The sequence below is a fragment of the Pseudomonas sp. WS 5059 genome (genome assembly GCF_012985525.1).
Classification (GTDB): domain Bacteria; phylum Pseudomonadota; class Gammaproteobacteria; order Pseudomonadales; family Pseudomonadaceae; genus Aquipseudomonas.
Genome location: NZ_JAAQWO010000003.1, coordinates 600,929 through 616,350, shown reverse-complemented (window position 1 = coordinate 616,350; position 15,422 = coordinate 600,929). Strand labels below are relative to the sequence as shown.

Below are 15,422 nucleotides of genomic sequence, written 5' to 3'. Positions count from 1 at the left end.
ACCGCGCTCAGCGATAAACCGGGAAATCCGCGCACAGGGCAGACACGTGCTTGGCCACGTTGGCCTCGACGTCGGCATCGCCGAGGTTGTCGAGGATGTCGCAGATCCAGCCGGCCAGCTCCACACATTGCGCCACCTTGAAGCCACGGGTGGTCACCGCCGGGGTGCCGATGCGCAGGCCCGAGGTCACGAACGGCGACTGCGGGTCGTTGGGCACCGCGTTCTTGTTGACGGTGATGTGGGCGCGACCGAGGGCGGCATCTGCGTCCTTGCCGGTGAGGCCCTGGCGGATCAGGCTGACCAGGAACAGGTGGTTATCGGTGCCGCCGGAGACTACATCGTAGCCACGCTTGATAAACACGCTGGCCATGGCCTGGGCGTTGTCGATCACCTGCTGTTGATAGGCTTTGAAGCCTGGCTCCATCGCCTCCTTGAAGCACACAGCCTTGCCCGCGATCACGTGCATCAGCGGGCCACCCTGTGCGCCGGGGAACACCGCGGAGTTGAGTTTTTTCTCAATCTCTTCGTTGGACTTGGCCAGGATCAGGCCACCCCGCGGACCGCGCAGGGTTTTGTGGGTGGTGGTGGTGACCACATCGGCGTAGGGCAGCGGGTTCGGGTACAGGCCAGCGGCCACCAGGCCGGCGACGTGGGCCATGTCGACGAACAGAAGCGCGCCGACCTTGTCGGCAATCTGACGAAAGCGTGGGAAATCCAGGGTCTTGGAGTAGGCAGAGAAGCCAGCGACGACCATCTTCGGTTTGTGTTCCACGGCCAGGCGCTCGACTTCGTCGTAGTCGATCAGGCCGGTGTCGGTGTTGATGCCGTACTGCACCGCGTTGTACAGCTTGCCCGAGGACGACACCTTGGCGCCGTGGGTCAGGTGGCCGCCGTGGGCCAGGCTCATGCCGAGGATGGTGTCACCGGCATTGATCAGCGCCAGGTATACCGCGCTGTTGGCCGACGAACCGGAGTGCGGCTGCACGTTGGCGTAATCGGCGCCGAACAGTTGCTTGGCGCGCTCGATGGCCAGGGCCTCGACTTTATCCACATGCTCGCAGCCGCCGTAGTAGCGCTTGCCAGGGTAGCCTTCGGCGTATTTGTTGGTCAGGCCGCTGCCCTGGGCCTGCATCACGCGCTTGCTGGTGTAGTTCTCCGACGCGATCAGCTCGATATGATCTTCCTGGCGCTGCTCCTCGGCATTCATGGCCGCCAGCAGTGCGTCGTCATAGCCCTGGATCTGGTCTTGTTTGCTGAACATCGCGTCTCTCCCAGCCTTTCGTATTGTTGAGGCCCGTGCAGGGCCCTTTGATGCGATGGTAGGGCTGGCGCAGGCAGGTCAAATGCCTACGCACGCCACGCAAAGGTGCGTTTACGACATGGCGGCAACAACACTGAACAAATGTGGGAACGCTTGTGTGGGAGCTGGCTTGCCTGCGATGGCAGCACCGCGATTTTGCTGACACACCGCGCTGCTCGCATCGCAGGCAAGCCAGCTCCCACAAGGATTAGGCGATGATCTGGCGCACGAGTAGCAGCAGCAGGAAATGCAGGGGATAGAGAGCGTAGGCCCAGCGGCGCATGGCCGGGGGCGAGGCGCCTTGGGCATGTCGCAACAAGACCAATCCGACCAATGGCGCAATCAGGCATGCGGCCAACCCGAGCATCGCGACGAGATTGCCGCTATTGAGTAAGACCTGCCATTGATTGGCAGCTACACACACCAACCCCGGCAACACGCTGAAATACCAGGGGCGACTGAACACCAGCAACATCGCCAGCGGCAGTAATACACCAAAAAAGCCGAACATCAGTTGCGCCGAGAACGTACCGGCGATCAACAGCGCGATCAGCGCCAATCCGCGGTCAAAATTCGTCTTCTGCTGCCATCCCCTGGCAACCAGCAGCCCCAGCGCCAGGGTCGGCAGCACGTTCAATGTATCGGCATCGTCGATAAACATCCGATACGGCACCTCGCTGATCACGCTGAACAGCAGCAACCAGCCCAGGTAACGCCATTGCCCGCTGACCGGCGCATCCCGGACCCGCTGCAAATTGGCCGCAATCGCCAGGCAAAACCACGGGAACGCCAGGCGCCCCGGCACGTACAGGCCATCGAGGCTTAAACCGACATAGCGCAGGTGGTCGAGCACCATGCTCAATAGCGCCAGCCATTTGAGCAGGTCCAGAGCGCCATCGCGCCCGCGCTGCAAAGGAATCGTTTCAGTACCGTGCATAATTCCCCAGAGACTTTGCATTAACAGTGCGTGCGCCCGCCGGATATTCTTGGTTAAAGTGCGCACCAACATCGACCACAGGAACAGGCCATGACCGACAAGAGCCAACAATTTGCCAGCGACAACTATTCCGGGATCTGTCCGGAAGCCTGGGCCGCCATGGAACTCGCCAACCAGGGCCATCAACGCGCCTATGGCGACGATGAATGGACCCATCGTGCTGCCGACGGTTTCCGCAAACTGTTCGAAACCGACTGTGAAGTGTTCTTCGCCTTCAACGGAACAGCGGCCAACTCCCTGGCCCTGTCTTCCTTGTGCCAGAGCTACCATAGCGTGATTTGCTCGGAAACCGCCCACGTCGAGACCGACGAATGTGGCGCACCGGAGTTTTTCTCCAACGGCTCCAAGCTGCTCACCGCGCGCACCGAAAACGGCAAGCTGACCCCCGAATCCATCCGCGAGATCGCCCTCAAGCGCCAGGACATCCACTACCCCAAGCCGCGCGTCGTGACCCTGACCCAGGCCACCGAAGTGGGCAGCGTGTACACCCCGCAAGAAATCCGCGCCATCAGCGTCACCTGCAAGGAACTGGGGCTGAACCTGCACATGGACGGTGCGCGTTTCTCCAACGCCTGCGCGTTCCTCGGCTGCTCACCTGCCGACCTGACCTGGAAAGCCGGTGTGGATGTGCTGTGCTTTGGCGGCACCAAGAACGGCATGGCAGTGGGTGAAGCGATCCTGTTCTTCAATCACAAGCTGGCGGAAGACTTCGACTACCGCTGCAAACAGGCCGGCCAGTTGGCGTCGAAAATGCGCTTTTTGTCAGCCCCGTGGGTCGGCCTGCTGGAAAACAACGCCTGGCTCAAACATGCACGCCACGCCAACCACTGCGCCCAGTTGCTCAGCAGCCTGGTGGCGGATATTCCCGGCGTGGAATTGATGTTCCCGGTACAGGCCAACGGCGTATTCCTGCAACTCTCGGAGCCGGCCATCGCCGCGCTGACGGCCAAGGGCTGGCGCTTCTACACCTTCATCGGCAAGGGCGGCGCGCGCTTCATGTGTGCGTGGGATACCGAGGAAGAGCGGGTACGAGAACTGGCGGCGGATATTCGTGAGGTGATGGGAGCCTGATCTCCCCCCCGAAGTAGCCGGCGTGCCGGCGATGGCGACCCTGAGGGCGCCATCGCCGGCACGTTGTTGCCTACAACTGGAGGGGTTGTAATGCGTCCCACTGATCAATCGGCCCGGGATTGTGTTCGATCGTCCCACCGCCAAACTTGACCGCCAACTTGTTCACCGCATTCAACGCCGTCGTCACCCCGCCCTCGGCCCAGCCCCCGGTCCAGGAAATATCATCTCCAGACAGAATGAAACCGTCCGGCGCGCCCTCCTTTACACCACTCATGAACTGGGAAAACAGCAGTCTTTGATACTCATACTGCCCCGGCAGGTTCATCTTGAAGGCACACAGGTAGAACGGCTCATTTTCCCAGTTGATCTCGATAAAAGGGTCAACCATGCCGAACTCGGCCGCCAGGTTTAGTTGCGTGTCGGCATACACCGTATCGAGTAAGGTCGTACACAAATCGACATGAGACGGCAACGGCGCGCTGCGGTCGCCAAGGAACTTCAGGCTGTCATCGTTCCAGGTATATGAGAGAAACATGCCGCTGCCCTTGTTCACCCCGTTGCTTGGGGCATAGTCCAGCAGATAGGTGCCACGGGTAAGGCGGTCCGACAAGGTCACACTCATCTTGTAGCGACCATTCTCGACATCATTCCAAAACGGCCGTCGAGTGTTGGCGAAGATCTTTGCCGATTGCATGTAATGGGTATACATCACCGCTTCCCAGGTAGCCTGGGGCAGTAAGTTGCTCATCGGCGTAAAGCGCTCTTTGCCATCCATATAGCGGAACTTGTCGAGCACCCGCACGTGAGGCGTATAAATCACACTTTTAAAGTTACGCAGGGTGTCTCCACCCTGTTTGTTGTCATGCAGGTACACATCGAACGTGCCATCGGCCAGGCGGTGGATCTGCCGGACTTCCTGGTTGAGGGGGTCAGCAATCTCCCGCCGCGTCAAACTCTCCACCGTCGTGCCTGCCGGCCAATGGACCTGGGTGTCGCCGAACGAAGCCGGCGTGCGGCTCCATAGGCGCAGGGGCAGCTCGCTGGAGCCGTCATACATCAACGTGTGGTTGGTATCCAGGCCGGTGTACAACACCCGCAACACTTCCAGGAAACAGTTCGGATAGTCGGTGTTCCAGCCGCCAGTGCCGAAGCCTATCTGGCCAAACAGGTCAATGTCTTCGCGGCTCCACTTGGCTTGCTCGACCATGGCGGCATAGAAACTCAGGTCATCCCAGCCCGCCCTGAGGATCGTATTCCAGATCGCTTTGATTTCACCTTGGTCCACTGCAGTTTCCTGCATCGCGTTTTCCATGTCGGTGAACCGGATCGGGTCTTGTTCAAGGAATTCGCCGAAGAACATATCTTCGATTCGCCTGTATTTTTGCGGCAGGTCATTGCGTTCGTAGTAGGTCTGCTCGTTCTCGTAATCGACGAGGGTACTGGGGGCGGCGGGCGAGCCGGGGTTAGGGAAATCCGCCGAGTTGGCGCTCATCCCGACCTTGGCAAAGTAGTGCATCAACGCCTTGCCGGACTTGGGGAAGCGCATCGCCCCCAGTTCACAGATCACCCGGCCTTGTGGGTCGTTGCGATCACCCAGCACATGGGAATAGAGCCGCCCGCCAATACGCCCCGAAGCTTCCACCACTATCGGATGCAGGCCCATGCGCATCGCCTCGTAGGCTGCCACCAGCCCGGACATGCCGGCACCGACGATCAACACCTGCTCGCCAAGATGCTGCGCGGCAACTTGGGCCAGGGGCTTTTTAAGGATCGCGGCCTGCCATAAATAGCGGGCGTAATGAAACGGAAAGTCAGGAATCAGCGCCGTGACATTTTTGTTCAAAAGCCGCTGAGCACCTTGGGAGCGGGAGGGAATCGCAGACATGATGGCGTCCTTGCAGGTTGGGTAAATGTCCACCCTCTACTACAAGGCTAAAGGCGAATGCGACGAGACTAAGAGCCAGCCTAGTAGACCGTCCTCGCCACAATTAGATCGCTTTGCAATAAGAAAGAACGGCTCCATCGCCCCCCACGCGCAAAAGCCATTACTTAAGGAAAGTCTGAAGTGATTATTTATAGATCAGGATTTAATCGGGCCATCAGTTGCCCGATGCTGCGGCACTCACTATAAAAACAAGCCGTGAATCTATGAACGCCCTATCTGACAAGACGGTTCCCTGCGTCGCCCCTCGCCCAAAAATCGAGACCCGTTCCATTGACTATGTGCCGCGCAACGAACGGCACGGCAAAGTCTGGCATCAGGGACCCTTCTGGTTCACCGGCAACTTCGTCCTCACCACCATGGTCACCGGGTTCACCGGCGCCGCACTGGGCTTGAGCCTGGTCTACGCGATCCTGGCGATTGTCATCGGCGTGGGCCTGGGCACCTTTGCCATGGCCTTCCACGCCAACCAGGGCCCGCGCATGGGCTTGCCGCAGATGATCCAGTCACGGGCCCAGTTCGGGCTGCGCGGCGCTATCGTGCCGTTTGTGGCGGTGATCTTTGTGTACATCGGCTTCAATGTGTTCAACGTGATTCTCGCCACCGACGCCATCAACACGGTGCTGCCGGGCAGCCGGGCGCCGTGGTATGCGTTGATGATCATCCTCGCGGTGATGATTGCCGTGATCGGCCATGACCTGCTGCACACTGTGCAACGCTGGCTGACCTACGTGATGATCAGCGTATTCGCAGTGCTGACCGTTGCCGCCCTGATGAGCCTGTCGGCCGATGCCGCAGTGGCCGAGGCGCATTTCTCCTGGTCGGCGTTCCTGATCCAGCTCAGCGCCGCTGCCGGTTATCAGATCAGCTACGCCGTGTATGTATCGGACTACTCGCGCTACCTGCCCCATCAAACCCCCTCGCGCCGGGTGATTTTCTGGACCTACCTGGGGGCTGCCGGCTCGGCCCTATGGCTGATGTCCCTGGGCGCGTTCCTGGCCTCGGCCCTGCCCTCGCCCGATGCCATCGCCAGCGTGCGCACGGTGGGCAACCAGGTGATTCCTGGCTTCGGCACCTTGACCGTGCTAATCGCGGTGCCGGCGCTGATTGGCATCATGGCGGTCAATTGCTATGGCGCGATGCTGACCGGCATCAGTGCCATCGACGGTTTCGTGAAGATCCAGCCGCGCCTCAAGAGCCGGGTCATTGGCATCGGCCTGGTGGCAGTGATCATTTTCCTGATCGCCTTGAGCATTCCCGACAGCTATCTGGCCAGCTTCAACACGTTCGTGCTGCTGATGTTGTACTTCCTGGTGCCATGGACTGCCGTCAACCTCGCCGACTTCTACCTGGTGCGCAAAGGCCAATACGCCATCAGCGATATCTTCAACCCCGCCGGCATCTATGGCCTATGGGGCAAGGCGGGCTTGGTCGCGTACTGCCTGGGCCTGGTGTCGATGATCCCGTTCATGTCGTTGAGTTTCTATGAAGGACCGGCCGCCGTGGCGCTGGGCGGGGCCGATATCGCCTTCGTGATCGGCCTGGGCGTTTCCGCGCTTATCTATTGCCTGATGAGCCGCAACCTTGACCGCGATGCCGAACACCGTGCCATTGCCGCCAGCGAGGCCATGTTGGAAGGTGGTAAGCCATGAACACCCTACGTGTCGTCTGTGATCAACTCGCCCCGCGTATCGCCGATGTGGAACACAACCGCGCACTCAGCGCCAAGGCCATTCGCGGTGCGGCGGCGCTGGGCGCGCAAGTGCTGGTGTTGCCGGAGCTGATGCAAAGCGGCTACGCGTTCAATGACCGGGAGGAAGCCCTGGCAGTGTCCGAGGAGCTGGACGGCCCGACACTCACCCGCTGGAAAACCCTCGCGAGCGAACTGGGCATCATTGTCGTGGCCGGCTTTTGTGAGCGCCTGGCGGCAGGCCAGGTGGCCAACAGCGCCGCGCTGATAGAGCCGGGCGGCAGGCTGACGGTGTATCGCAAGGCGCACTTGTGGGATCGCGAGAAATTGATCTTCACCCCCGGAACTGAACCGCCACCGGCGGTGGAAACCGCCGCTGGACGGATCGCTGTCATGATCTGCTACGACCTGGAACTGCCGGAGTGGGTACGCCTGGCCGCCCTGGCCGGGGCTGACCTGCTCTGTGTGCCGGTGAACTGGCCGGACGGCCCGCGCCCAGCCGGTGAAAGACCGGCAGAAATCGTGCGGGTCCAGGCCAATGCGGCGGTCAACCGGATGTTTATCGCCGCATGCGATCGCCATGGCGAAGAGCGGGGGGTCAACTGGATTGGGGGATCCGTCATTGTCGATGCCGATGGCTACCCATTGGCCGGGGCGGTCTCACATCAGAACGAACAACGCCTGGTGGCCGACCTGCCCCTGGCCCAGGCCAGGGACAAGTTCATCAGCGAGCACAACCACGTGCACCAGGACCGTCGGCCGCAGTTGTACTGATCCGCCCGTTAACTCCCCTGATCGCTCCCACGCGCCACGTGGGAACGATCACACGATCTATCAGAACTCGATCCGCACATCGCCCTTCGGCACGCTGCAGCACGACAGGATGTAGCCCTCGGCTTCGTCTTCCTCGGTAATCCCGCCGTTGTGCTCCATTTCTACTTCCCCGCCCAGTTTCATCACCTTGCACGTGCCGCAAATGCCCATGCCGCAGGCCTTGGGGATCAGCAGGCCGAGCTTGGCCGCTGCCGCATGCACGGTTTCCCCTGGGGCCACACGGATACTTTTGCCCGACGAGATGAACTCCACCTGGTGCAAATCCGCCAGGTCGATTTCTGGCGCATCGGCCGCCTGTTCGGCTTGCTCCACCGCATCGGCACGCGCCTCTGGCGGGGTCGCACCGAAGGACTCCTCGTGGTAGCGGGTCATGTCAAAGCCATTGGCTTCCAGCAGGCGCTTGACCGCGTTCATATAGGGCGTAGGGCCGCAGCAGAACACTTCGCGCTCAAGGAAGTCCGGCACCATCAGTTCGAGCATTTTCTGGTTGAGGTAGCCCCGATATCCGGCCCACGGTTCGCCCAGGCCGTGCTTCTCGCAGATCAGGTGCAGGCTGAAGTTGTCGATGCGCGAGGCCATATGCTCCAGCTCGCGGTGGTAGATGATGTCTTTGGGTGACCGGGCGCTGTGCACGAACACCATGTCGACATTGGCGTTGGTGTCGTAATACCAGCGCGCCATGGACATCACCGGGGTGATCCCCACGCCGCCGCTCAGGTACAGCACCTTGGGGTTGCTGAAGTCGATGGCGTTGAACAGCCCGACCGGCCCGTGTACTGCCAGTTCCTGGCCTTCGTGCAGGGTGTCGTGCAGCCAGTTGGAAACCTTGCCACCGGGCACGCGCTTGATCGTCACCGAGAAGCTGTAGGGCACCGACGGCGAGCTGGAGATGGTGTACGAGCGCATGATCGGCTGGCCGTCGATTTCCAGCTCCAGGGTGACGAACTGCCCCGGCTTGAAAAAGAACAGGATCGGCTGGTCGGCCATAAAGCAGAAGGTGCGCACATCCCAGGTTTCCTGGATGACTTTGACGCAACGGACGATGTGCCGACCATTGGCCCAGGTCTGGGTGGTGACAGGATTCAGGAAGCTGTTGGACATGCTGTTCTCCACGGCCGTAGTTCGGCTTGATGCTGGCGATTCTGCGTAAGGCCGCAACCTGCCATTTACCTATCTGCGACATTCGCATACTTATCGCGACCAGCCCCCATACCACTGGGGTTGCGCGTCGGGAACAGAGTGGGCCATGTCGTTAATGGACAAGGTTGCGGGCAGCGCCGGGCCCACACTCGCAGCCAACAACGACGCTTTCTTTACGCCTTGCTGCAAACCTGATTAGCCACTTATCGCGGCCACACAGAATGGCCTTGAGGACACACACGATGGACGTCACCGCAACCTTGAGCTTGGGCGATCCGCTGGAACCCGCACGCAAGGCCACCGCGCAAATGCTGCAGGAGCGCGAGCGCACTTTTTCACTGCCACAGCCGTTTTACTCTGACCAGCGCCTGTTCGATATCGACATGCAGGAGATCTTCCAGAAGGAATGGTTGATCGCCGGCATGACCTGCGAGATCCCCAGCAAGGGCAACTACCTGACCCTGCAGATCGGCAAGAACCCGATCATCGTGATCCGTGGCGCCGAGGGCGTGGTGCATGCCTTCCACAACGTCTGCCGCCACCGCGGCTCGCGCTTGTGCACCAGCGACAAGGGCAAGGTCGCCAAGCTCGTATGCCATTACCACCAGTGGACCTACGAACTGGACGGGCGCCTGCTGTTCGCCGGCACCGAGATGGGCGCTGACTTCGACATGAAGCAGTACGGCCTCAAACCGGTGAACGTGAAGACCGCCGGCGGCTACATCTTCATCAGCCTGGCCGAGAACCCGCCGGCCATCGATGACTTTTTGTCGACGCTGAACCACTACATGGAACCCTACGACATGGAGAACACCAAGGTGGCGATCCAGACCACCTTGTTCGAAAAAGCCAACTGGAAACTGGTGCTGGAAAACAACCGCGAGTGCTACCACTGCAACGCCTCGCACCCCGAACTGCTGAAAACCCTGCTGGAATGGGACGACGTCACCGACCCACGGGCCGACCAGGCCTTCAAGGACCATGTCGCCGCCTCCGCCGCCGCCTGGGACGCCGAGAAGATCCCTTACGCCCACGCTAGCTTCGGCCTGCGTAACCGCATCGTGCGCATGCCGTTGCTCAAGGGCACCGTGTCCATGACCCTGGATGGCAAGCAGGGCTGCAAGAAACTGATGGGCCGGATCAAGAACCCCGACCTGGGCTCGATGCGCATCCTGCACCTGCCCCACTCGTGGAACCACTGCATGGGCGATCACATCATTGTGTTTACCGTGTGGCCGATCAGCGCCCAGGAAACCATGGTCACCACCAAATGGATTGTCCACAAGGACGCCGTGGAAGGCGTGGACTATGACGTCGACCGCATGCGCCAGGTGTGGGACGCCACCAACGACCAGGACCGGCGCCTGGCCGAAGAGAACCAGCGCGGGATCAACTCCACCGCTTACCAGCCGGGGCCGTACTCCAAGACCTATGAGTTTGGTGTGGTGAACTTTGTGGACTGGTACAGCGAGCGCATGTTGAACAACCTGGGAGCGGCGCCGGCGCCGTACCTTAAAGGTGTCGCCGCTCACGAATAACGGACACACCAGAGATCAAACTGTGGGGCTTGTGTGGGAGCGGGCTTGCCCGCGATAGCGGTGTATCAGTCACAGATTTGTTGGCTGACCCACCGTAATCGCGGGCAAGCCCGCTCCTACATTTGGTTACTCATCTGGTCAGAAATTAATCATCGCGCCTCCAGCCCGCTATTACCCTGCCCTCCAGCCATCCCCCAACAACTTATCCACAAAGCCACCCACAGTAATTGTGGGCAACTGCCTTATCTCCTTGAAATAAAACCAAGAAAATCCGTGACTTATTCAAAGCAGCGGGTTTGATCGAACATTGATCATTTTTTAATCAGAAGCGTACAAGCCACGTTTTATATGGCCTGTAGCGGATCGCAAACACCTTATCCACAGAAGCGCCAACAGACTTTGGGGGCAACTTCGGCCATTCTGTGGAAAACCGCCTGCAACCGAGCAAAATCGAGGCTTTACGCGCGTAAACCGATTGAAATGGCGATATTGATCATATTTCAACCAACTCACTGCAAGCCTCTATTCACATGGCCTGTAGCGGGTAGCGAACATCTTATCCACAGAAGCACCAACAGACTTTGGGGGCAACTATGAGCCGAGCTTTTTCCTTATCCACAGAAAAAGCCCAGTAAAAACCGTCGCTTAGGTTGGTTGTTTTTCGTACAGAGGGCTACAGGGCTTGATTTACATGGGGTGTGGACAGCCGCGAACAGGTTATCCACAGCTGGGCTAACAGGGATTGTGGGTAACACCGCAAACCCTGTAGGAGCTGGCTTGCCTGCGATGCAGGCACCGCGGTTTTTCAGTTACACCCAGGTGACGCCATCGCAGGCAAGCCAGCTCCTACAGGGTCAGCGCACCACGCCCTCTTCGACCAACAGCTTGAGAATCGCCTCGGCACCCGCCTCAGGGCTCACCCCCTTGAGCACCTGCCCACCGCCACCACTGGCCTTGGCCGTGGCAGCTTTCATGCGGTCGGCGCCGCTCTTGGCCTTGATCACCTTGAGTCGCTTGGGCCGAGGCTTGGCCGGTTGCAGCACGGCGCCTGTGAATAACTCATCGTCCACCACCTGCACGTCGTGCTCCTGCAGCACGCCACGCTGGGCCGGGCCGTAGGCGCTTTGCCGAGGCTTGGGCGCGGCGTTATCCACCGTGGCCAAAAAGGGCAGGCGCACCTTCAGGCGCCGCCGCTGCCCGCGAGGCAGCGCTTGCAGCACAAGGGCCACGCCGCTGTCGATGGACTCTACCTGGGCCAGGCCGACGATCAGCGGCCAGCCCAGTTGCTCGGCCAACAGGAACGGCAACATGCCCGAGCCTTCGCCGGTTTCGGCCTGGCTGCCGGAGAGCACCACCTGGGCGCCAGCGTCCCGCAGGTAGTCACCGAGTACCGGCAAGGCATCGGCGCCAGCCGGTTGTTCCAGCACGTGCAACTGCGCCAGCCCCATGCCCAGGTAGGCGCGCAGGGTCGGTTCGGCGATGTCGCCGGCATGCAGGACTTGCAGGTTATCCCCAGCCAGTTGCAGCCCCAGCTCGACGGCGCGGGCATCCTGTTCGGCACGACGCGGCCGGCCGGAGGTCGGGTGGGCGCCTATGGATACCAGGCTGATTACATGGGTGGTCATGGCCATATCCTTTGTTTAAGCCGCATCGCGCTTGGCGCCGTTGCGGTGGGCCTGGACCGCTGCAATCAAGGCCCGGAGAATGTCACCGCTGTCGCCGATTACCGACAGGTCGGCGCGCTTGATCATGTCGCAACCCGGATCGAGGTTGATCGCCACCACCTTGTCGCAGGCCCCGATGCCTTGCAGGTGCTGGATCGCCCCGGAGATCCCCACCGCCACATACACCCGCGCGGTGACCCAGATACCACTGGCGCCGACCTGGCGATCACGGGCCATAAAACCATCGTCCACCGCCACCCGCGACGCACCTTCGGTGGCGCCCAGGGCAGCGGCGGTCTGGTGGAACAGGTGCCAATCCTTGACCCCGTTGCCACCGGAGAAAATAAACTCGGCCTCGGCCATGGGAATCGCACCGGGATCCACCGCCACCGCGCCCAAATCCTCGATACGCGGCAAGCTGCGCGCCAGGGCTGTGGATAACTCCACAGGCAACACTTCGTGACGCGTATCGCTGACCGGATCGGCGCATTCCACAGCAGCCAGGATCAGCCGTGGCAGCGCGCGCGCCAGGTCTTCCCGGCCTGCGCCGGCACGGCCGATGCACTCAGAGCCCTTGATCTGCCACACCCGGGTGGCCGGGCGTTCCTTGAGGCTGGCGGCAAAGCGCCGCCCCAGTTCGCCACCGCCACTGCGGCTGTCGGGCAGCAGCCAATGACGCGGGCTGAACTGGTTATCCACAGCCCGCAGGCCATGGACCCGCTGCTCCGGTGAATAACCGTCGAATTCGTGCCCGTCGAGCACCAGCAGGCGGTCCACGCCGGCCGTGTCGAAGGCACTTTCCTTATGCTCGCCAAACACCACCGCCAGCACCGCGCCGTCGCTGCCGGCCAGTTGCCGCGCCAGGCCGAGCAAGTCGCGGTCGTGGCTGCTCAGGCGGCCGCCGACCATGTCCGGCACCACGTTGATGTAGAACGCCGGGGCTGGCACCTGGTGCAACGGCAACTGCACTTGCGCCGCTGCCGTACGTTTGGTCGCACCGCCCTGCTGGGCGCCGCTGCGGTCGATACGCTTGATGCCGTTGGGCCCGATAAAACCTATGCCATGCACGTTTTTACGGAGGATGCCGTTAGGCCCCATCCAGCTGTGCTGTTCCGGTTGCATCGCCGCATGCAGCGGGTGCAAGCGGTTGCGGGCGATCCATTCGGCCCGTGGGTCGCGGCGGATAATGTCGCTCATCAGTGGACCTCCGCTGGTACACGCGTGTTCTTGGCCGGTACAGCCTCTTCGAGCAAGGCGTCCGCCACCAACTCGGCAATGTCCTTGATCAGTGGGCGGGGTTCGACCACCCCTTCGAGCATCGCCGTGCACTGTGGACAACCCACGGCCACCAGTTCGGCGCCGGTCTCGCGGATGTCTTCCATGCGCATGTCGGGGATGCGCTGCTTACCGGGAATATCGGTGATCGGCGCGCCGCCACCGCCACCGCAACAACGGGAACGGAACCCCGAACGTTGCATCTCCTTGACCTCGATCCCCAGCGCCCGCAGCACTTGGCGCGGTGCCTCGTACTCACCGTTATAGCGGCCCAGGTAGCACGGGTCGTGGTAGGTCACGCTGTTGCCTTTGTGCTGGTCCAGGTTCAGCAGGCCTGCGTCGATCAGCTCGGCCATGTAGGTGCTGTGGTGCTGCACCCGGTAGTTGCCGTCGAAGGCGCCGTATTCGTTTTTCAGCACATGGAAGCTATGGGGATCGCAGGTGACGATGCGCTGGAAGCGGTACTTGGCCAGGGTCTGGATATTGCGCGCGGCCAGCAGTTGGAACGTTGCCTCATCGCCCAGACGCCGGGCCACGTCGCCGCTGTCACGCTCCTCAAGGCCCAGTACGGCGAAGTCGACCTTCGCCGCCTTCAGCACTTTGACGAAGGCGCGCAGGGTGCGCTGGTTACGCATGTCGAAGGCGCCGTCGCCGACCCAGAACAGCACGTCGGTGCTGCCTTTATCGCCGAGCAGCGGCAGGTTCAAGTCCGCCGCCCAGTTCATCCGCCCACCCGGGGCAAACCCGCCAGGGTTGTCGGTGGCGATCAGGTTCTCCAGGACTTCGGCGCCCTTGTTCGGGGTCGCGCCTTTTTCCAGGGTCAGGTGGCGGCGCATATCGACGATGGCATCTACGTGCTCGATCATCATCGGGCATTCTTCGACGCAGGCACGACAGGTGGTGCAGGACCATAATGTCTCGGCATCCACCAGGCCATTGACGATCGGTTGGTGCGGGTTGCCGCTGTGTTCGCCGATGGCCTTGCCCGGGTAAGGGCTGCCGGCGAACTTGGCATCGGTGCCGCCGGCCAGGCCGACCACCATGTCCTGGATCAGTTTTTTCGGGTTCAGCGGCTGGCCGGCGGCAAACGCCGGGCACGCGGCCTCGCACTTGCCGCACTGTACGCAGGCGTCGAAGCCCAGCAGTTGGTTCCAGGTGAAATTCTTGGGTTTTTCCACGCCCAGGGGCGCGCTCTTGTCGCTCAGGTCCAGCGGCTTCAAGCCGGTAGAGCGGCCCCCGCCAAAGCGTTCGGCGCGGCGGTGCCAGGCCAGGTGCAGGGCGCCGGCAAAGGCGTGTTTCATCGGGCCGCCCCAGGTCATGCCGAAGAACAGTTCCGACACACCCCACAGCACGCCCACACCAAGCAGTACGGCCAGCAGCCAGCCACCGAAGTCGGCGGGCAGGAGCCCGGCCACCGGCAAGGTCAACAGGAAGAAGCTCACCGAGAACGCCATCAGGCTTTTCGGCAGGCGCATCCACGGGCCTTTCGACAGCCGCGACGGCGGGTTGCGCCGGCGCAGATAGACGAAGGTGGCGCCGACAAACATCAGCACCGACGCCAGCAGCAAGGCGTAGCCGAGGATGCGGTTATGCAGGCCGAAGCCGTGCACCAGGATCGCCAGCAATGCCGACAGCACAAAGCCCAGGGCCGTGGCGACGTGGGTGTTGGCGATGTATTTGTCGCGGGCGACCACGTGGTGCAGGTCGACCATATAGCGCTTGGGCATGGCCAGCAGGCCGCCCAGCAGGTCGACCTTGGCAGCACGGCCCCGGCGCCACATGTTCATCCGGCGCACAGCACCGAGGACGGCCAGGCCTATCGCTGCGAACAAAAGAATAGGAAGCAAGGTGTTCAACATGGTGAAGCTCCCACAGACCACGCAAGTCTCGCGTGGGACCCGGCTCAATGTGGGAGCTGGCTTGCCTGCGATGGCATCACCCAGGTCTCACTCGAGACCGAGTTGCCTGCAT

11 protein-coding genes are annotated in these 15,422 nt (G+C 61.5%); 4 read left to right on the top strand and 7 right to left on the bottom strand.

Annotation, left to right across the window (positions count from 1 at the left end):
• Positions 1-7: 7 nt before the first annotated feature.
• Both HBO12_RS11755 and HBO12_RS11750 read right to left on the bottom strand, forming a co-directional pair.
• Positions 8-1,261: a serine hydroxymethyltransferase gene (locus HBO12_RS11755; protein WP_029296971.1), complete on the bottom strand. Its 1,254-nt coding sequence runs from the start codon at positions 1,259-1,261 to the stop codon at positions 8-10.
• 247 nt (positions 1,262-1,508) lie between these two features.
• Positions 1,509-2,237, bottom strand: a complete 729-nt coding sequence (locus HBO12_RS11750) for a TraX family protein (protein WP_170042196.1) — start codon at positions 2,235-2,237, stop codon at positions 1,509-1,511.
• A 90-nt stretch (positions 2,238-2,327) separates the two neighbouring features.
• Between HBO12_RS11750 and HBO12_RS11745 the strand changes: the two genes are divergently transcribed.
• A complete protein-coding gene (locus HBO12_RS11745; RefSeq protein ID WP_170042195.1) occupies positions 2,328-3,368 on the top strand; it encodes a threonine aldolase family protein in 1,041 nt (346 codons plus the stop codon).
• A 70-nt stretch (positions 3,369-3,438) separates the two neighbouring features.
• On the opposite strand, the gene HBO12_RS11740 is transcribed toward HBO12_RS11745, so the two are convergent.
• Positions 3,439-5,253, bottom strand: coding sequence for a flavin monoamine oxidase family protein (locus tag HBO12_RS11740; protein WP_170042194.1), 1,815 nt, complete (start codon positions 5,251-5,253; stop codon positions 3,439-3,441).
• Between the two features lie 263 nt (positions 5,254-5,516).
• Here HBO12_RS11740 and HBO12_RS11735 point away from each other — a divergent pair, with 263 nt between their 5' ends.
• Complete coding sequence (locus HBO12_RS11735) at positions 5,517-6,962, top strand: purine-cytosine permease family protein (RefSeq protein ID WP_169953708.1); 1,446 nt, start codon at positions 5,517-5,519, stop codon at positions 6,960-6,962.
• On the top strand, positions 6,959-7,774 hold the full coding sequence (locus HBO12_RS11730) for a nitrilase-related carbon-nitrogen hydrolase (protein ID WP_170042193.1): 816 nt from the start codon (positions 6,959-6,961) through the stop codon (positions 7,772-7,774). Before HBO12_RS11735 ends, HBO12_RS11730 begins: the two co-directional genes overlap by 4 nt.
• Positions 7,775-7,834: 60 nt before the next feature.
• Here HBO12_RS11730 and gbcB read toward each other — a convergent pair whose 3' ends face one another.
• Positions 7,835-8,935 carry a glycine-betaine demethylase subunit GbcB gene (gene gbcB, locus HBO12_RS11725; RefSeq protein ID WP_169953703.1) on the bottom strand — a complete coding sequence of 367 codons (1,101 nt, stop codon included), beginning with the start codon at positions 8,933-8,935 and terminating at the stop codon, positions 7,835-7,837.
• Positions 8,936-9,216: 281 nt separating this feature from the next.
• Between gbcB and gbcA the strand changes: the two genes are divergently transcribed.
• Positions 9,217-10,512: a glycine-betaine demethylase subunit GbcA gene (gene gbcA, locus HBO12_RS11720; RefSeq protein ID WP_169953701.1), complete on the top strand. Its 1,296-nt coding sequence runs from the start codon at positions 9,217-9,219 to the stop codon at positions 10,510-10,512.
• Positions 10,513-11,366: 854 nt separating this feature from the next.
• On the opposite strand, the gene etfB is transcribed toward gbcA, so the two are convergent.
• The 3 genes from etfB to dgcB are packed head-to-tail and all read right to left on the bottom strand — an operon-like array spanning position 11,367 to position 15,310.
• The gene (etfB, locus tag HBO12_RS11715; protein WP_170042192.1) at positions 11,367-12,137 is read right to left on the bottom strand and encodes an electron transfer flavoprotein subunit beta; all 771 of its coding nucleotides are present in this window, start codon (positions 12,135-12,137) and stop codon (positions 11,367-11,369) included.
• A 15-nt stretch (positions 12,138-12,152) separates the two neighbouring features.
• Complete coding sequence (gene etfA, locus HBO12_RS11710; RefSeq protein ID WP_170042191.1) at positions 12,153-13,373, bottom strand: electron transfer flavoprotein subunit alpha; 1,221 nt, start codon at positions 13,371-13,373, stop codon at positions 12,153-12,155.
• Positions 13,373-15,310: a dimethylglycine demethylation protein DgcB gene (gene dgcB / locus HBO12_RS11705; RefSeq protein ID WP_170042190.1), complete on the bottom strand. Its 1,938-nt coding sequence runs from the start codon at positions 15,308-15,310 to the stop codon at positions 13,373-13,375. Before dgcB ends, etfA begins: the two co-directional genes overlap by 1 nt.
• Positions 15,311-15,422: the final 112 nt, after the last annotated feature.